20 protein-coding genes are annotated in these 18,367 nt (G+C 68.1%); all 20 read left to right on the top strand.

Features of this window, described 5'->3' with window-relative positions; genetic code table 11:
* Positions 1-48 precede the first annotated feature (48 nt).
* On the top strand, positions 49-1,089 hold the full coding sequence (locus DXD24_RS05385; RefSeq protein WP_117563931.1) for a DUF4417 domain-containing protein: 1,041 nt from the start codon (positions 49-51) through the stop codon (positions 1,087-1,089).
* Complete coding sequence (locus tag DXD24_RS05380) at positions 1,049-1,456, top strand: hypothetical protein (RefSeq protein WP_117563930.1); 408 nt, start codon at positions 1,049-1,051, stop codon at positions 1,454-1,456. The genes DXD24_RS05385 and DXD24_RS05380 overlap by 41 nt, the downstream gene beginning before the upstream one ends.
* Positions 1,457-1,560: 104 nt before the next feature.
* On the top strand, positions 1,561-1,944 hold the full coding sequence (locus DXD24_RS05375) for a P27 family phage terminase small subunit (protein ID WP_117563929.1): 384 nt from the start codon (positions 1,561-1,563) through the stop codon (positions 1,942-1,944).
* Positions 1,945-1,951: 7 nt separating this feature from the next.
* Complete coding sequence (locus tag DXD24_RS05370; RefSeq protein ID WP_117563928.1) at positions 1,952-3,379, top strand: DEAD/DEAH box helicase family protein; 1,428 nt, start codon at positions 1,952-1,954, stop codon at positions 3,377-3,379.
* Between the two features lie 83 nt (positions 3,380-3,462).
* Positions 3,463-4,899, top strand: coding sequence for a phage portal protein (locus tag DXD24_RS05365; protein ID WP_233502341.1), 1,437 nt, complete (start codon positions 3,463-3,465; stop codon positions 4,897-4,899).
* Complete coding sequence (locus tag DXD24_RS05360; protein WP_117646351.1) at positions 4,896-5,777, top strand: hypothetical protein; 882 nt, start codon at positions 4,896-4,898, stop codon at positions 5,775-5,777. The genes DXD24_RS05365 and DXD24_RS05360 overlap by 4 nt, the downstream gene beginning before the upstream one ends.
* A gap of 183 nt (positions 5,778-5,960) precedes the next feature.
* Complete coding sequence (locus DXD24_RS05355) at positions 5,961-6,521, top strand: hypothetical protein (protein WP_117563925.1); 561 nt, start codon at positions 5,961-5,963, stop codon at positions 6,519-6,521.
* Positions 6,522-6,534: 13 nt separating this feature from the next.
* Complete coding sequence (locus tag DXD24_RS05350) at positions 6,535-7,473, top strand: hypothetical protein (protein ID WP_117646350.1); 939 nt, start codon at positions 6,535-6,537, stop codon at positions 7,471-7,473.
* Positions 7,474-7,483: 10 nt separating this feature from the next.
* Positions 7,484-7,903 (top strand): hypothetical protein, encoded by a 420-nt coding sequence (locus DXD24_RS05345; RefSeq protein WP_117563923.1) that lies wholly within the window; start codon positions 7,484-7,486, stop codon positions 7,901-7,903.
* Positions 7,900-8,253 carry a hypothetical protein gene (locus tag DXD24_RS05340; protein WP_117563922.1) on the top strand — a complete coding sequence of 118 codons (354 nt, stop codon included), beginning with the start codon at positions 7,900-7,902 and terminating at the stop codon, positions 8,251-8,253. The genes DXD24_RS05345 and DXD24_RS05340 overlap by 4 nt, the downstream gene beginning before the upstream one ends.
* Positions 8,246-8,569, top strand: coding sequence for a hypothetical protein (locus DXD24_RS05335; protein WP_117563921.1), 324 nt, complete (start codon positions 8,246-8,248; stop codon positions 8,567-8,569). Before DXD24_RS05340 ends, DXD24_RS05335 begins: the two co-directional genes overlap by 8 nt.
* Before the next feature lie 9 nt (positions 8,570-8,578).
* The gene (locus DXD24_RS05330; RefSeq protein ID WP_117646349.1) at positions 8,579-8,947 is read left to right on the top strand and encodes a hypothetical protein; all 369 of its coding nucleotides are present in this window, start codon (positions 8,579-8,581) and stop codon (positions 8,945-8,947) included.
* Positions 8,948-9,580 carry a hypothetical protein gene (locus DXD24_RS05325; protein WP_117646348.1) on the top strand — a complete coding sequence of 211 codons (633 nt, stop codon included), beginning with the start codon at positions 8,948-8,950 and terminating at the stop codon, positions 9,578-9,580.
* Between the two features lie 63 nt (positions 9,581-9,643).
* Entirely contained in the window at positions 9,644-10,033 is a 390-nt protein-coding gene (locus DXD24_RS05320) for a hypothetical protein (RefSeq protein WP_117563918.1), read from the top strand.
* Positions 10,034-10,140: 107 nt separating this feature from the next.
* Positions 10,141-10,401 carry a hypothetical protein gene (locus DXD24_RS05315; RefSeq protein ID WP_117563917.1) on the top strand — a complete coding sequence of 87 codons (261 nt, stop codon included), beginning with the start codon at positions 10,141-10,143 and terminating at the stop codon, positions 10,399-10,401.
* Entirely contained in the window at positions 10,394-13,552 is a 3,159-nt protein-coding gene (locus tag DXD24_RS05310; RefSeq protein ID WP_117646347.1) for a tape measure protein, read from the top strand. The genes DXD24_RS05315 and DXD24_RS05310 overlap by 8 nt, the downstream gene beginning before the upstream one ends.
* 3 nt (positions 13,553-13,555) lie before the next feature.
* On the top strand, positions 13,556-15,883 hold the full coding sequence (locus DXD24_RS05305; RefSeq protein ID WP_117563915.1) for a fibronectin type III domain-containing protein: 2,328 nt from the start codon (positions 13,556-13,558) through the stop codon (positions 15,881-15,883).
* Positions 15,873-17,447: a hypothetical protein gene (locus DXD24_RS05300; RefSeq protein ID WP_117646346.1), complete on the top strand. Its 1,575-nt coding sequence runs from the start codon at positions 15,873-15,875 to the stop codon at positions 17,445-17,447. The genes DXD24_RS05305 and DXD24_RS05300 overlap by 11 nt, the downstream gene beginning before the upstream one ends.
* Positions 17,444-17,689 carry a hypothetical protein gene (locus tag DXD24_RS05295; RefSeq protein WP_040359421.1) on the top strand — a complete coding sequence of 82 codons (246 nt, stop codon included), beginning with the start codon at positions 17,444-17,446 and terminating at the stop codon, positions 17,687-17,689. The genes DXD24_RS05300 and DXD24_RS05295 overlap by 4 nt, the downstream gene beginning before the upstream one ends.
* A gap of 37 nt (positions 17,690-17,726) precedes the next feature.
* The gene (locus DXD24_RS05290; RefSeq protein WP_117563913.1) at positions 17,727-18,365 is read left to right on the top strand and encodes a hypothetical protein; all 639 of its coding nucleotides are present in this window, start codon (positions 17,727-17,729) and stop codon (positions 18,363-18,365) included.
* Positions 18,366-18,367: the final 2 nt, after the last annotated feature.

The following is an 18,367-nucleotide window of genomic DNA, read 5'->3' as shown; positions in this document are numbered from 1 at the left end:
TCAAGCCAAAACCGCAGCTAAACCGAGAAAAACTAGGCGGGTGTGTACGTGAAGATACACGACATCGTCCCATATGAGCGAAATGCCCGGCACAACGCCTCCGCCGTCCCCGTGGTCGCCGACTCCATCAAGGAGTTCGGGCTGCGCGGGACCATCGGCCTGGAGAGCCGCGAGCGCCCGGTTATTGTATGGGGGCACACGCGCGTCGAGGCGTGCAGGAGCCTGGGGTGGGACGAGATTCCCGACTCCAAGATCGAGTACTGCGACGACCTGACGGACGAGCAGATCAAGGCCTTCCGCATCGCCGACAACAAGACCGGCGAGGTGGCGACCTGGAACAAGTCGATGCTGCGCGAGGAGGTCCGCAGCCTCAAGGACTTCGACATGTCGAGGTTCGGGCTCGACTTCAAAAGCAAACGGCTCGACTACGGCCACGAGCGCCTGAGGACGGACGATGCGTACAACCTGCGCCTCGTCAGCCGATCCGACTGCGGCCGCGACGGCATGCCCCGCATGAAACGCTGCATGGCCAAGCCGGCGGACATGATCGGGTTCAACTACGCCAAGAGCACGCCCGAGGCCGACAAGGCCGACCGCTGCTGCCACTTCTTCATCGACGACTACCAGTTCGAGCGCGTGTGGGCCCGCCCCGCGGCCTACCTCGAGTGCCTGCGCGGCTTCGACTGCGTGCTCACGCCCGACTTCTCGCTCTACCTCGACATGCCCGACGCCATGCAGCGATGGAACCGCTACCGCTCCCAGGCGCTCGGGCACTGGTGGCAGGAGCAGGGCCTCCGTGTAGTCCCGACCCTCTCGTGGGCGCAGCGCCGAAGCTTTCTCTTCACGTTCGACGGCGTCCCGCGCCGCTCGACCGTCGCCGTGTCGACCGTCGGCGTGAAGGGGGACGAGGGCGCCCTGGCCGTCTGGCGCGAGGGCATGGCGGAGGCCATGAGCCGACTGGAGCCCGCTCGCGTGCTGCTCTACGGCGGCGACATAGGTTTCGACTTCGGTGCCTGCGAGGTCGTCGAGTACAAGGGAGGCGGGTTCCGTGGGAGGCAGGGGCGCCAGCAGCGGGTGGAGCGTAGATAAACGCGGAAACCCGAAGAACCCGTACGGCAGCCAGTACCATTCGGTGCTGACCGTCGGGAACATCAAATTCGTATCTAAGAACGGGCGCGGCAGCGAAACCCTCATGGAGACGATGACGCGCGGGCGCGTCTACGCCCATGTCGAGGGGGACGACTTGAAATCGATCGTCTATTTCGACAATGAGAACAAGAGGTCGAAGCAGATCGACGTGGACCACTCGCATAATGGGGAGCGCCCGCATGCGCACCACGGCTACAACCACAATGAGAACGACTCGGCGAAGGGCGCGGCAAGGCTGACGCCGGACGAGCAGGCCATGGTTGATAAGGCTGTCAGCATATGGGAAAATAGGAAGCGCGGAAAGTAGCACAGTACGAGGAGTGCCCTTGATTGAGGAGACGTAGGTGCAAATCCTACCGCCGCGCAAGCCGTCCTTCGGGGCGGCTTTTTTATGCCGATTGGAGGTGGCGGATGCCCCTCGAGAAGCCCGCCGCGGTCGCCGGCGACCCCGTGAAGAGCGCCAAGTGGGACGAGCTCACCGCCGGCCGCTCGTTCACCCAGGCCGACGCGCCGACGCTCGCGCTGCTTTGCCAGTGGTACAAGATCGTCGAGCTCGCCCAGGACGAGCTGGACAGCTTCGGCGAGCAGACCGCCTACCAGAACGACATGGGGGACCTGAAGTCATTCCCGCAGATAGCGACCCTGAAGACCGCTTCGGCGGAGATCAGGCAGCTCAACAAGCAGCTCGGCATAACCGACGGCCACGAGGGGGCGCCAGATGTCCGGAACGTCCAGACCAAGCTCTTCTCGATCGCCGAGCGCCACGAGGCGCGGAAGGCAAGAGCCGCGGTATAGGGTCGCCGTGGGCGAGGTCGCCTACTCCGAGGGAGAGGACGCCGCCGAGCTGGGCGGGGACCTGGGCATGGAGCCCATCGAGTGGCAGTCCCTCGTGCTGTCCGACTGGTGCGCGTGCGATGCCGAGGGCCGCCCCGCCTACGTCACGTGCGGCCTGGACGTGCCGCGCCAGAACGGCAAGAACGCCGTCATCGAGATATACGAGGTGTTCCGCCTGGCGGTCTGCGGCTGGCACATCCTCCATACCGCGCACCGCGTGAAGACCGCCAAGAAGGCGTTCAACCGACTCGTCCGCTACTTCACGGACAGGGAGCACCCCGAGCTCTCGTGCCTCGTCGAGAGGATCCGCCGCACGAACGGCGAGGAGGCCATCTACCTCACCAACGGCGGCTCCATCGAGTTCTCGGCGCGCACCAACGGAAGCGCGCGAGGCTTCGATGACATCCAGCTCGTCGTGTTCGACGAGGCGCAGGAGCTCACCGACTCCCAGTACGACGCCATCATGTACACGCTCGCCGCGTCCGCAACCGGAGAGCGCCAGATCATCTACACGGGCACGCCGCCCAACGAGGACTGCCCCGGCACCGTGTTCGCGCGCACACGCGCGGCCATCCTAGCCGGCGACATCCCGAGCACCGAGTGGTGCTCGTGGGCCACGGACGAGTGCCCGCGCCAGGACGCCACGTTCGACGACGTGGTGGACCTCATCTACGAATCGAACCCGAGCATGGGCATCATCCTGTCGCTCGACTTCACCCGCACGGAGTTCGCCGGCGGATCGATCACCGGCTTCGCCCACGAGCGCCTGGGCTGGTTCAGCCCGGCCGCCATGCTCACGAGGGCCATCCCGCGGGAATCGTGGGGCGCCGCCCTCATCGACGCCATCGGCGACCGGTACCGCGGCAAGAAGGCCTTCGGGGTGAAGTTCTCGAGGGACGGGTCGACCTACGCGCTGTCGGGCTGCAAGCTCGGCCAGCGCGCACTCAAGGGCAAGGCCGCCGTCGAGCTCATCAGGGTCGGAACGACGGCGGGCGGCGCCCGCGAGCTCGCCGAGTGGCTCTACGACCGCCGCACGACCGCGTCGGTCGTCGTCATCGACGGCATGTCGGGCGCCGACGCGCTCATCGACCGCCTCGCCGAGATGAAGCCGCCGCGCGGCTACGTCGTGAGGCCGCAGACGCGCGACGTGGTCGCCGCCGCCGTCGGCTTCGTGGACGCGCTCAACGACGGCACGCTCGCGCACACCTACGACCCGACGCTCGAGGATTCGGCGAGGAAGTGCGTGCGCAGGAAGATCGGGTCCCGCGGCGGGTGGGGCTTCGGCTCCCCCGAGGACGCGACCGTGTCGCCCGAGCCACTCGAATCTTGCTCGCTCGCGCTGTGGGGCGCGAGGAACACCAAGCGCAACCCGCGCAGGAAGCAGAGGACACTGTGATCCAGAGAATTGGGCAGAGGGCCTCCGTCGAGACGCCGAACCTCGACGCCGTCCCCGAGCCGTACCGAGCCGCCGTGGAGGACATGTTCGAAACCTGGGGCGACGTGTCGGCGCGAAACACCGTCCTCAAGCGCTACTACGACATGAAGAACGAGATGAAGAGCCTCGGCATCTCCATCCCGCCCATGCTCGAGATGGTCAACTGCGTCACCGGGTGGTGCGCCAAGGCCATCAAGGCGCACTCCGTGCGCTCCGTCTTCGACGGCTTCGTCTTCGACGGCGCGGAGGACCAGGACCTCAAGCGTCTCGTGCGCGAGAACCGCCTGAGGTCGCTCTACCGGCAGGCGTGCGCGAGCGCCCTCACCTACGGCGTGTCGGCCATGACCGTCATGAGGGGCGGCCCCGGACAGCCCGAGGCGATGGTCCGCGTGTTCAGCGCGAACCAGTTCTGCTGCCTGTGGGACAAGGACGCCCGCCGCATCCGCTGCGGCGTCGTCCTCGCCGACGTCGACAGGTCGGGCAACGCCTCCCGCTACGTGTGCCACTTCCCGGACGCGGTGCTCACGCTGGTGCGCATCGGCTTGGGCAGCGGCCCCTACGAGTGGGATTGCGAGACGGAGCCGAACCCCATGGGTCGCCCGCTCATGGAGGTGTTCACCTACGACCCCGACCCGGACCGCCCGCTCGGCCACTCCATGCTCACGCCCGAGATCCTGGGCATCGTCGACAAGGCCATGCGCGACGTGCTGCGCATGGAGGTCGGCGCGGAGTTCTTCACATTCCCCCAGCGATACATCCTCGGCGCCAAGGACGACCTCTTCTCCGTGAAGGACGGGGACGGCGGGGAGGGCGATGACGAGGACGAGGACGAGGGCGGCCCCGCCACCCCGCCGTCGCCCATCGCCAAGTTCAACGCGTACGTCGGGTCGTTCCTCGCCATCACCAAGGACGAGGACGGCGACGTCCCGACCGTAGGGCAGTTCGCCGCGCCGACCGCCGACAACTTCACACGCGTCTTCGAGAACGACGCGCAGCGGTTCTCCGGCGCGACCAACGTCCCGCTGGCGCAGCTGGGAGTGCTGTCGAACACCTACACGTCCTCGGACGCCCTGGGCGCAGCGAACGACCCGCTCATCCTCGAGGTGGAGCAGATCAACGAGCACAACGCCGAGGCGCTCGAGACGGTCGCGCAGATGATGATGGCGGTCAAGGACGGCGTCCCGATATCCGGGCTCACCGACGAGCAGCGCGCCGTCCAGGCGTACTTCAAGGACCCCTCGATGCCGACCATCGCGGCGCGCGCCGACGCGTGGACGAAACTCGCCGCCGCGGACGAGAGCATGCTGGGCACCCGCGTCTACTACGAGGGCGTGGGCCTGTCCCAGCCGACCATCGACCGCCTGGAACGCGAGAAGCAGCAGAGCGGGGCCATCGCGGCGCTAAACGCCATGGCGGAGACGATGGCCGCGCAGGCCGCGAAGGCCGCGGCCCTGCCGCCCGCCGGCGGTGAGGCGGAGTGATACCGCGCGAGGACTTCGACCGCTACGCCCGCGCGCTCGGCATCAACGCCGACCTGCTGCAGGCGGCGGTCGCGCAGGCGATAGACGAGTTCGCCGGACTCTACGGCGATGAGCTCTACCGGGCGCTGGCGCGCACCTACGCGGCGCTCGTGGCCAAGTTCGGCTCTTTTGCCGCCGCAGCGGCCGTCGAGTTCTACGCCGCCATGCGCTCGGGCGCCGGCCCGGCGCAGGGATACGAACCGCGGCAGTTCGACCCCGGCCACGGCGGGCTTCTCGCGAGCGACGTCGACGAGGCGCTGCGGACTTCCGCGGCCGCCACGGCGCTCGCGGCGACCGCCGTGCAGCGCGCCATGGGCTATGCGGACGCCACGATCCAGGGCAACGCCATGGCCGACCCCGCGCACCCGCGCTGGGCGCTGGTGCCGCACGCGGGCGCGTGCGACTGGTGCCAGATGATCGGCTCTCGCGGCTTCGTCTTCAAGAGCTCGGCGACAGCCGGAGCCGAGCGCCACCCGAGCTGCAGGTGCATACCGGTCGCCGACTTCTCCGGCAGCCCCGCGCTCGACGGATACGACCCGTCGGCGCTCTACGACGAGTACCGCGGGAAGCACCCCGAATGGGGGTCCAGGCGCTCGGGGTCCCGCGGCCACCACAGGGGCGGCAAGGTAGTCGCCGCGTTCGTGGACGGGAAGAGGTTCGGAAGCATCGGCGACATCCAGAGGTACATGGAGGGGGCGTCGTCCCCGGATGACCTCAAGGCACGCATGGCCACCGCGAACAGGGCGGGGCTGGCCATGGGCTTCAAGCCCGGGAGCCCCTACGCCAAGTCGCTCGCGCAGACCGCGGCGAGCGTGAGCAAGAGGCTCTCGGCCAAGTGAGGACGCCCCGTGGGAGGGCGGGCGCGACGCGCCATCAAGCGTCGCCGGCGAAGACACGCAACGCGCCGGCAGGAACACGAGGCCGCAGCCCGCACGGGAGGCGGCCTTTTCCATGCCTAAAGACCGCCAGCGCCGCCGCACGGGGCGCGAAGCGAGCCCCGCACGGGGCGGAAGGAGTGCAAGATGCCGACCCAGCAGCAAGCCAACAACGTGACCGATCCCGTCGAGCCCCCGCAGCCCGCCGCGCCGGCGGAACCCGGCGCCGGCCAAGAGCCCGGCGCGCCGCAGGAGCCGCCCGCGATCGACTGGAAGGCCGAGGCCGAGCGATTCAAGAAGGAGTCCCGCAAGTGGGAGGCCCGGGCCAAGGAGAACAAGGGCAAGGCCGACCTGTGGGACGCCCAGGGCGCGCAGGCGCCCACCGTCGAGTCCCTCAACGACGAGCTCAACGACCTGAAGGGACGCCTCGCCGCGTCCGAGGCCGAGCGCGAGCGCGAACGCACGCTCGCCCGCGTGTCGCAGGCCACCGGCGTGCCGGCCGCGCTCATCCACGGCGACGACGAGGAGTCTATGACGGCATCGGCAAAGGCCGTCGGCGACTTCGCCGAGTCGCGCCAGCCGGGCTACCCGCTCGACAAGGGCGGATCCGGTGGAGGAAAGAAAGTGAACAGGGAGTCCATCGAGTCCATCAAGGACCCCGCCAAGCGCATCATGGCCCGCGCCGCGCACATGGACCTCTACAAGTAAGAAAGGGGCAAGCATGCCCGTACCCGCAAACATCTCCGACTCCAAGGCCATCAACGCCTCGATGGACCAGGAGTTCATCCGCAACTTCGAGGGCGACCTCGACCGCCTGCTCGAGGTCCTCGGCATCTTCGGCGCCGAGACCATCGCCGCCGGCACCACGCTCAAGATGCTCAAGGTGACCGGCGAGCTCAACGACTCCAAGACCGACGGCTCCAAGGAATCCGCCACCGGCGACGCCGCCGTCCAGCTGGGTTCCAGCTCCGGCACGTCCTACGTCGAGGGCGACGAGGTCGCGCTGTCCAAGTTCACCGCCACCTACGAGCCCGTGGGCGAGGCCGAGGCCTTCCCGTACCGCCGCATGACCACGCACAAGGCGATCCAGCAGTCCGGCTACGTCAACGCCGTGCTCAAGACCGACAAGCACATGGCCTCGCTCGTGCGCCGCAGCATCGTCTCGCAGTTCTTCTCCTTCCTGCTCAAGGGAACGGGCACGGCGACCGGCAAGGGCCTGCAGGCATGCGCCGCGGCCGTCGACGCCAGGCTCGGCAACACCCTCGAGACCAACGGCGACGCCGCCGAGCGCGTCGTCCACTTCATCAACCGAGACGACGCCGCCGACTACCTCGGCACCGCGACCATCACCGACCAGAACCTGTTCGGCCTCACCTACCTCGAGAACTTCCTGGGCCTCTCGGGCGTCTTCCTGACCAACCAGGTCGCCAAGGGAACCATGATCGCCACCCCCGCCGACAACATCCGCATCTTCGGCGTGGACTTCGGCGAGCTCGCGACCTCGGGCCTCACGTACACGGTCTCCGACTCCGGCCTGATCGGCGTCGCGCACACCCCGGCGTACGACCACGTGTCCGTCGAGACCAACGTGCTCGCCTGCGCGACGTTCTTCCCCGAGGTGAAGGACTACATCGTGAAGGGAACCATCACGACCAAGTAAGGAGGCCGACGTGGACGACTACGCGTTCGCTACGGTCGACGAGTACCGCATCGACACGGGGGACGCGGTGACCGACGAGGAGCGCGTCGCGGCCGAGCTGTCGCGGCAGAGCGCGAAGCTCCGCGCGACCCTCGGCATACCGCGCTACCGCTCCCTGACGGGCGACGCCCGCGAGCTTGCCCGCGACCTGGTGACCGACGCGGCCCGCAAGAAGCTGGTCCAGCCGGCCTGCGCGCCCATGGGCGTGGAGGACCTCACCGGCGTCTCGCAGTCGAGCTTCACGGCCAACGGGTTCCAGGGGAGCTTCACGTTTCAGAACCCGAGCGGCACGGCCTACTTCGACCGCTCGACGCTCGCCGCGCTCAAGAGGCTGCTCGGGTGCGGCCAGCGCATCGGCACCGTGTGCCCGAGCTACGGGGGCAGGCCGTGATCGGCGAGGAGGTGACGGTGCTGTCGAGCACGGAGACGGGCAGGGACGCCATGGGCGAGCCTGTCGTCGAGTGGGAGGCCACCGTCGTCACGGGGTGCCTCGTGCGGCCCCTGGCGGGCTCTGATGTGGGGGATGCCGTCCGGCCTGACGGCATCGAGGCGAGCTACTCCATCGCGTTCCCCAAGACGTACGCGGGGCCGCCGCTGGCGCGCTGCCGCATCGCCCTGACGGGGCGCGGCATGCCAGCCGACCCCGACACCGCGCTGCTGGTCGTCGGTTCCCCCGACATCACGAACCCCTGTCCCACGGCGTGGAACATGACGGCGACGGCGGGGAGGGTCCATGGCTGACAAGATCAAGTTCGGGCGCTTCGTCCACAGCGACGCGGGAGTCATCGCCGTCACGAAGGGCGCGGGCGTCCGCGCCTGGGTGGCGACCGAGACTGCCCGCCTCGCGGCGAGGGCCAACGCCGAGGCCGCATCACACCACGTGCCGTCAGGCTACCGCAGGTCCCTCGAGAAGAAATACCCGGGGACATTCGACAGCGCCCCCTACGCGGGCGTCGTCAAGTCGGGCTCCTGCGACACCTTCGGCGTCGTAAGCGCCGCGACCCCGGCAGGCGCCTACGACCAGAACCGCAACCACACGCTCGATCACCTGCTCTAAGGAGGAAACGTGCCGAGACTCAACGTGATGGGCGAGCTCAGGGCGATTCTCGAGTCCGTCCTGGGCGGCGTGCCCGTTCAGGTCGGCCTGCCCGGGGAACGGCCGGGGACCGTCGTGGTGGTCCGCCGGTGCGGGGGCGCGCGGCAGGACGCGCTCGTGGATTCGACGCAGGTCGAGGTCATCATGTGGGCCCCGACAGAGGCCAGGGCCGAGGAGCTCGCCGAGCTCGTGGGCGACGCGATGTCGCACCTGCCGTTCGCGCGGGGCTTCTGCGCCTGCGAGGAGCTCGAGATGCGGACCGACTACGACTACCTCGCCCGGTCCCCGCGCTGGTACGCGCTGTACCGACTGAAGACATACCAACCGAAAGAAGGATAAATGGCATCCAACAACGAAGAGGCCAAGATTGCCCTCGCGTCAGAGGACGCGACCCCCGCGGCCGATATCGACCCCTCGCTCGTAACCACCGGCTCACCCGTCGAGGGCGGCTGCGTGTACACGAGCTTCAAGGCCAAGCCGACGCTCCCGGCCGACGCCATGACCAAGATCTCCACGCTCACCGACCTCGTGTCGCTGGGCGACCTGTCGCCCGACGGCTTCACGGCCTCCAAGGGCGTGACGGTCAACGAGTTCAAGGGCTGGCACCAGTCCATCGTGCTCACCAAGGTCTCCGAGGAGAAGCACCAGTACAAGATGGTCTTCATCGAGTCCGTCCGCTCCTCCGTCGCCAAGCTGCGCTACGGCGCCGACAACGTCGAGACGAACGAGGACGGAACGTTCAGCCACATCAAGTCCGTCGCCAACTCCGACGTGCGCGTCCCGCTCGTCATCGACGAGCTCGAGGACACTGGCAACCTCCGCCGCACCGTCATCCCGCGCGTCTCCATCGACTCCTACGACGACGTCGAGCACAAGCCCGGCGGACTGGTCCAGTACGGCTTCACCTTCACGGTCCTCAAGACCGCGGACAAGCCGCTGTTCGACATCTACCGCGCTAAGCCCGCCGCGTAGACAGGGCCATAACGAAAACGCCGCCCCGGTTTTGCCGGGGCGGCCCTTTATCTGGGAGGAAAGATGAACAAGGACTACCTGGCAATGATGGACGAGGGCGAGCTCGAGGCATACGCCAAGGTCCTCGGCTTCACGACCGCCGCCGCGCAGACGGCGGCCGACAAGGCGAAGCTCATCGAGCAGAAGCGAGGACGCTGCGCCGAGCTGACCGTTCTCGGCATCGCCATGAGCATTCCCGTCAAGCGAGCGCACGACCGCCGCTTCATCGACGCCATGAACAAGGAGGACCGCACGACCGAGGAGCTCGACGGGGCGTTCCGCTTCCTCCTCGGCGACGAGCAGTACGCGAGCCTCATGGAGGCCGTGACCGAGGACGACGGCACGCAGGACGACGATGCGCTGGGCTACGCCTACAACAAGCTGCTCTACTCGGCCGAACTAAAAAACTTCTAGAGCTCGCCGACCTTGAGGAACGCCACCTGCCCCTGCTCAGGCACGACTTCAGGGTCTTCTACGGCTGTTGCTACGACGAGGTCGGCGCCGCCGAGGCGTACGACCTCGTGAGGACGCTGCCGGACGGGTCGCTCACCGTGGCGGCCCTCCACCCGGAGCGCAGCTGGACCCAGGAGCAGCACCTGACGGCGGACGTCGTGGACAGCGTCTACGCGGCGGCGACCGCGCTGTGCGGCGGCAAGGCATCGGAAGCCCCGAGGGTGCCCCGCCCGCGGGACGTGGCCGCCGCCGGCGCCGCGGTAGAGCGCGCGGCGTCGGTTCGTGCCCGCATCGAGAACACCGAGTGGGTGGAGGTGACGGATGGCTGAGATCGGACGCGCGGACCTGCTGATCGTCCCCAGGTTCGACAACCTTACCAAGTCGGTCGAGTCCGCGCTCGGCAAGTGCGAGGGGCAGGCGAGCAAGTCCGGCTCCAGCCTCGGCAAGAGCACGGGCTTCGGGTTCGGGAAGGGGCTGGCCGGCTCCGGCGCGATGATAGGCGCCTTCTCGACGCTCACGTCGAAGGCCATGGACTCCATCTCGTCCCATGTCGGGTCGGCGATCAGCCGCTTCGACACGCTTAACAACTACCCGAAGGTCATGCGGTCCCTCGGGTACTCCGCCGATTCCGCCAACGCGTCTATCGGCAAGATGTCCGACCGCCTGTCGACCCTGCCCACCAGGCTCGACGACATGGTCTCGGTCGTCCAGGGCATCACCGCCACGGTCGGCGACCTCGACAAGGCCACCGACGTCGGACTCGCGCTCAACGACATGCTCATCGCCTCGGGCAGCTCGACCCAGCTGTGCGCGGCGGCGATGGAGCAGTTCCGCCAGATCCTCTCCAAGGGCAAGCCCGAGATGGAGGACTGGCGCTCGCTTACGACGGCCGCGCCTGGCCAGATGGACCAGCTGGCGAAATCCATGCTCGGCCCCACGGCAAACGCCAACGACCTGTACGCAGCGCTCGGTGGCAGGGGCAAGGACCCGACCATCACGCTCGACCAGCTCATGGACAAGATGGTCGAGCTCGATACGCAGGGCGGCGCGAGCTTCGCGTCCTTCAAGGACCAGGCCGAGACCGCGGCCGGCGGCGTCCAGACGAGCATCCAGAACATGTCGAACTCCGTGACCAAGGGCGTCACCGGGACGTTCGAGGCGATCGGCAGAAACAACATCGCCGGGGTGCTCGACGACGCGAAGGGCGCCGTGAACGGCTTCTTCAAGGTCGTCAACGGCGGAGTCTCCGCATCGATGCCCCTGGTCAAGCAGCTCTACGGCGGGTTCAAGGGCCTGGCGCCCGAGATCGTCTCGGGCGCGGCGGGCATCGCGGCGTGGCAGAAGGCGGTGCCCGTCCTCTCCGGCGTCGCGAGCGGCGTGGGCAAGGCCACCGAGGCGTTCAAACTCGCTCGCGGGGGCGCCGGAACATTCGCCGAGTCGCTCGAGGCGGTGGGCATCGGCTTCAATCCGGTCGCGATCGGCTGCACCGTCGCGGCCGCCGGCATCGGCATACTCATCGAGAAACAGGTCGAGTGGCAGGCCCGCACGGACGCGCTCAACAAGGCCACGACCGGCCTGGTCGACGCGGCCTCAAACACCGTGGCGCTCGATTCCTACGCCGGCAGGGTCGAGAATGTAGGCAAGAAGTCCAGCTTATCCGCCATGTCCGTCGACGAGCTCGCCGAGTCGATCGGCAAGCACGTCGACGCCATGAACGAGAACACGAGGGCCGCCGAGTCGCAGATCGCGCAGCTCAACACCGCGCAGCAGATCATCGACAACTATGCCGGCAAGACCGACCTGTCCACCGACGCCCAGGGCAGGCTCACGTGGGCGCTGCAGCTGCTCAACGACCAGCTCGGGCTCAACATCTCGGCGCAGGACGTGGCGAACGGGCAGTACGTCGACGCGGACGGCAACGTCAAGAACCTCAAGCAGTCCATCGACGAGCTCGTCGCATCCAAGAAGAAAGACGCCGAGGTGAGCGCCCTCACGGCGAACCTCACCGAGGCGTACCAGGCGCAGTCCGAGGCGGCAAACACGCTCGCCTCCAAGACGAAGCCCTACCAGGACCGCCTGAAGGAACTCGCCAAGACCTACCCGGAGCTCACCAAGGGCGAGCTCGAGGCGCTCGCCTGCACCGAAAAGGTCGGCAGGGAGTACAACGAGGCGAAGAAGCAGTTCGACTCCGCCTCGGAGAGCATCGACGTGCTCAACGGCAAGCTCGGAGACGCCGCGCTGACCTCGCAGGAGGCCGGCAGCACCTTCGAGCACTTCGCCCAGGCGCAGCTGACGCTCTTCCAGGCGCAGCTCTCGGCCAACGGCGAGACCCTGTCCGCCGTCTCCGGCTCTCTCACGCAGCTCGGCGTCGACACCGAGCAACTGGCGAGCCTCAGCGACGACCAGCTCGCCAAGCTGGCTCAGGACTACGACGGTACCGCCCGCTCCATCGTCGACGACCTCGACGGGTGGGGCGTATCGATGGACGAGGGCGCCGCCTCGACGGTCCGCGCCGCGAGCCAGATCCAGGCCGCGCTCGAGGACATGGGCGGCAAGTTCAAGAAGGCGTTCTCGAAGGAGAACATCGACTTCGGCGCGTTCTCGGACGCCTGCGCCGCCGCCGGCGTGTCGACCGAGACGCTCAACAGCATCGGCTCCGCCAACCTCGCCGCGCTCGCCGGCAACTTCAACGGCAACATCGACCAGATGGTGTGGGCCGTCCAGAACTACAACGCGCAGCCCATCGTCGACAAGAACGGCAACGTTACCGTCAACCAGGCCCAGCTCATGGACGCCCAGGGCAACGTTTACACCTGGAACGGCTCGCAGCTGATGGACAAGAACGGCGTCGTCGACGTGAGCGTCGGCGACCTGCGCGACGCCCAGGGCAACCTCGTGACTTGGAACGGCACGGCTCTCCAGTCCAAGAGCGCCAAGACAAAGGTCGACAAGAAGGAAGTCGACAGGGCGCAGACCTCGGTGGACAAGCTCAACGGCACCAAGCTCAAGAGCAAGGAGATGACCGCCAAGGCGAGCTACGGGACGCTGCCGAAGTGCCAGTCTGCGATGCAGGCGGTGATGAACGAGCCGTTCCACTCAAGGTCGGCGACGATCACCACGACCTACGTGACCGTCAACAGGACGCGCAACGAGAAGGCCGCAGGCGGCATACGGCACGCCGATGGCGGCATCCGCATGCACGCGCACGGAGCCATCGTCGACGCGCCGGTGACCGGCTACCCGCTCGACTGGGTGGGCGAGGACGGCGCCGAGGCAATCGTGCCGCTCACCAACCGAAAGTACTCGGAGCCGTTCGCGGCGACCATCGCCGAGCAGATGGCAAAGCTCGGGGGCCAGCGCGGCGACGTCTACAACATCTACCTCGACGGGTCGGCCCTCGAGGTCGACGAGCGCGTCGCGGAGGCGCTCAGGGCGCTGGTCTCCGAACTCAAGAGGACCGTCAGGACCGGAAGGGGGTAGCAGATGGCATCAGCGCAGACGACCAGGGGAGGCGTGACGTACTACACCGTCAACCTCTCCACGTCCGTGTCGAACGTGAACGACACCACGGCCCGCATCTACTGGACCGCCACCGTCGACTTCGGAGACTGGTACTACTACGGCGTGCGCCTGCACGTCAAGGTCGGCGGCGTCTGGCGCGCGTCGGGCGACGGCTACACGACCTCCTCCTGGAAGCGCGCCGTCACCGTCAGTGGGTACACCGACGCGGAACGCAAGGACAACGACTACGACGTCTGGGTCGAGGCGTACACCGAGTCCGTGGCAGTCAACGGCTACGGCGGGGTCGGCGCGACGACCTCCTGCGGCGAGGGCGCCAGGATCGGCAAGGTCCCGGCATACGAGCCCGCGGCCCCGACCGACCTCAGGGTCACGCGCTCGACCGACGGGACAACCGAGCTCGAGTGGGTCAACCACCCGGACGACGATGCTAGGAAGTACTACGACGGCATCAACGTCTACCGCCATACCAACGGCGGCGACACCGAGAACCCCTACAACAGCGTCACGATCTCCAACTGGCGCGACACGTCGACATCGGCAAACAATTACTACGACTACGACGTAAGGGCGCGCTGGCGAGGCGGCACGTCGGAGAGAACGAGCTCCGTGCGCGTCTACAAGACGCCCTCCCCACCGGCATCGGTCTCGCTATCGCGCTCCGGCGACGGCGAGGTCTCGCTGGTCGTTAGGGGTCCCGATATCCCGTTCTGGATTAGCGGCTTCGATGTCCGCGCGACCTCCGACGGCGGCAGGACCTACAAGCCCCGCGCCCTTACCGCCGACAGACAGGAGCCGGGCGTCTGGACCATGACCGACCCGTCTGCCGTGGCGGGAGAGAAGGTCGTCTACGAGGTCCGCACCTACCGCGAGGAGCCCGTGGCGGGCGCGGGGGACACCGTCTTCTCCGCGTGGACGGCATCCAACGCAGTGGCGACGATCTGCCCGCCGTACGCGCCCGCCGTCTCCGGGGTCGACCCCGCCTACCCGACTGGGTCGACGGCGACCATCGGCTGGACGCGGAACCACCCCGACGGGACAGCCCAGACGGCGGCGCAGATTGAGCTGGTCGGGCCCGATGGCAAGACCGTCCCGCACCACATCACCGGGCCCGCGTCGACGACATCCCTGACCCTGTCCGCGAAGGGCACCTACCGGCTACGCGTCCGCACCAAGGGCGCCGACCCCTCATGGGGAGCGTGGTCGGAGTACGCGGTGTTCAGGGTCGCCGACCCGCCGCAGGCGTTCTTCACGACCCCCGCGGAGGACGGCGAGGCCGTCGTCGAGCTCCCGCTGCGCGCCGCCTGGACCGCTGTCGACGAGACCGGCATCACCTACCAGCGCCTGAGGCTGCTGCGCGGCGGCTCCGCGGTCATCGACACATCGGTCGCCGCGGGCGCGCGGTCGCACGAGATCGCCTCCGGCCTGGAGAACAGGTCCGCGTACGTCCTCGAGCTCACCGTCCGCGGCGGCTCGAGCCTGTCCACGACCGTCACCCGCTCGTTCTCGACCGACTGGCTCGTGCCCGCCACGCCCATCGTCAACGTCTCCTACAGCGACGCGCTCGCAGCCGTCGTCACGGTGCGCGACGGCATCTCGGAGTTCTCCGTCAGGGACCACAAGCTGCGCGGCCCCATGGCCATGACGCCCGAGGGCAACATCCGCATCAGGGGCGGCATGTCCATAAAGGGGACGCGCGCAACCGTCCACAGCCTCCCGCCGTGCGCCTCGTTCGATATCGAGCGCGTGCTCGCGGACGGCTCGAGGCTCCTGCTCGCGAGCGGCCTCAAGTCCGGGCAGAGCGTCATCGACCGCCTGCCGCCGCTCAACGTCGGGTTCTCCTACGTCGCGCGCGGCTACGCGGCCTCCGGAACCACCTCGACGACCGAGGTGGGGACCGTGTGCCCGTGCGACGGGTTCGCCCTCAACTTCGGGCCGGACGCCTCCGAGGTCGTCGTGGGCGACAGGAACATGGGCGGCCCGCCGCAGTACTCGGCGAGCCCCGAGCGCGAGCGCGACCAGTTCCACTTCGTCGGCGGCGGCCTGCCCATGGGGTTCGAGAGCGGCAACCTCTCGATGAAGGAGTCGATGGAGTTCACGATCGAGGAGGACGACTACCTGCGCGTCCGCGGCCTGTTCGGCCGCTACGGAAGCGCCTGGGTGCGACCCCATCTGGGCGACCGCGGCTTCGCCGCCGTCACGGGGACGCTCACCAGGTGCGCGCCTGAGGACTACAGGGTGTCCGTATCGACGAAGAGGGAGCGATGGAGGGAGCCCAACGGTGTCGGATGATATCTGGCTCGCGTCGTTCAGGACCTCCTACCGGTACGCCCGCGTTTCGCGGTCGACCGGCCTGGAGGCCGGCGCCATCGAGTGCTTCACCGGCGGGAGCATCAGCCGCAACCAGGACACGGACACCTATGAGTCCGCATCGCTGGACTACGTCGGCAGGCTCGACATGGGCAACGACTTCGTGCGCATCTACCTCGACGCGGAGGACCCGATCTCGGGCGCGTCGCGCACCGTGTGCCTGGGGACCTTCGAGTGCTCGACGCCGTCCCGCACGGTGAGCGGCGAGGTGGCGACCGGCATCGCGACGCTCTACGGCAGACTCCACGACCTCGCGAAGGACGACTTCGACGAGCCGTACACCGTGCCGGCCGGCGCAAACGCGGTCTCCGCGGCCAAGGCGATCGCGGAGGGGTGCGGGCTCGAGGTGATCGCGGAGCCGAGCGACTACACGCTGTCGACGGCATGGGTCTTCGGGATCGCCGCCACGGCGGACACGCCGGACAACAAGCTGGGCGCGGTCAATAGGCTGCTCTCCGCTGCAGGATTCAGGAGCGCGTCGACCGATGCCTACGGGCGCGTGCTGTTCAGGCGTTACCTGGAACCGGCGGCGAGGCCGATCGACCACACCTTCTCAGAGGGCGAGGACTGCCGGGTGCTTCCCGACCTCACCGACGAGCAGGACGACTTCGACGCGGTGAACGTGGTGCACGTCGACTTCGCTACCCAGGGCGAGAGCGTCAGGGGAACGGCCTCGGACGACAGCCCGCAGAGCGAGTGGTCGACCGTCTCCACGGGCCGCCGCATCGTGAAGCGGTACCAGTACAGCGACCTCCCGTCAGGGGAGAGCGTCATCGCCGGCGGCTCCTACCCGCTCGCCGGAGACGGCACCCACGACAGCGCGACCTTCAGGTGCAGCGGCGGCGGGGGGACCATCGAGACCGTCGGCGTTTCCGGGTGCCCGATCGGCGGCATCAGCCAGGCGATCCGCATCACGAAGGGGTCGGGCTCCGGCGAGATCGGCATCGCCCAGGACAAGATATTCCTCAAGAAGGGCCAGCCGTACACCGAGTCCGTTTACCTCTACGCGTCGCAGAGGGTGCAGGTGAGGGTCCAGCCAATCTGGCGCGAGGACGACGGGGGAGAGACCGCGACGGTCGCCATCGGGCCAGGCTGGACGAGGCTGTCGCTCACGGCCACCCCGGCCAAGTCCGAGGAATACAGCGCGGGCTACATCTACCTTGCCGCTAGCGCGCCGACCGGATCGTACATCGACGTAGCGCAGGTCAAGGTCGAGGAGGGCGTTGTGGCAACGCAGTTCGCGGTCGAGGCTGCGAACGAGAAGGCGGCGAGCCTGCTCGCCACCGAGTGCTCGGTCATCCGCCGCCCGATCATCACGGCGATCTTCAACACGTCGGCGGACGTCTACTCGGCGTGCGCCATCAGGCTGCCGTCTGTCGGGATCGAGCTCGCCCGCGCCTGCATCCGGAAGATGGACCTCGAGCTCTCGATGGGATGCCCCATGAGGATCGAGCTCCGCATGTACATGAGGGGTGATGCCTCGTGAGCGCCATGCCGTCCCTGGCCGCGGACCTTGCCGATATCGTCGCCGGCCCTTCGGCGCCCGGCGTCTCGATCGCCTACGGCACCGTCGTCGCGGCGGACTCCAGGACCGTCGACGTGCGCATCGGGGGCTCGGTTGTCGCCGGCATCTGCATGACGACGTCCTGTCGGGGCGCGGCGCCCGGTCAGCGCGCCATCCTCATCGGGTCGCCGCCGCTCTGGACGGCGATCGGGATCATCGCTTGATTATCGTGCGGGCGCAGGCCCGCGGAAGGGAAGCCGCATGGCCAACAACAGCGACGGGTCCGCCGTCTACGAGGTGAAGGTCGGGGAGGACGACTATATCGACGGCCTCGACGTGACGGAGAGCGACGGTAGCATCACCACCTACCTGTTCCGCCCGGCAAACTACGACGAAGTCGAGGCGGCGCGAAAGAGGGCCGAGAGCGCCGCGTTGCTGGCGAGCAGCGCCGCAGGCACCGCAAAGACTCAGGCATATGACGCCAACGTCGCCGCCGGAGCTGCCAGAACGGCCGCCGCGAAGTGCTCGACTGCCACCGAGAACGCCAACGCCGCCGTTCAGAAGGCGAATGCCGCGAACGATACCGCAAGCGCCTCGACTGCGCTGGCGAGCAATGCGGCCGCCGCGGCCAACGGCGCGGCGTCTCATGCCGAGGCCGCCGCGAACCAGGCGCTGCAGATCGCGAACTCGGTGGCGCAGGGCGCCGGCGGCGAATCCGATATCGCGGAGCTGCGCCGTCAGAACGGCCAGCTCGCGACGATGCTCGCCGACGCGACGGGGAAGTTCATCTACATGGACGGGACCGTCTACTGCCCGGCATCCAAGGCGTCGGTGTCCGGCGACACGGTGTCGTTCGGCGGCACGTGCTCGGTCTCGGGCAGCACGGTAACCCTTGCCTAAGG

This window comes from Collinsella sp. TF12-2AT, assembly GCF_003436735.1.
Classification (GTDB): Bacteria; Actinomycetota; Coriobacteriia; order Coriobacteriales; family Coriobacteriaceae; genus Collinsella.
The sequence above is the reverse complement of the archived record's forward strand: the minus strand, read 5'-3'. Positions and strand labels throughout refer to the sequence as shown.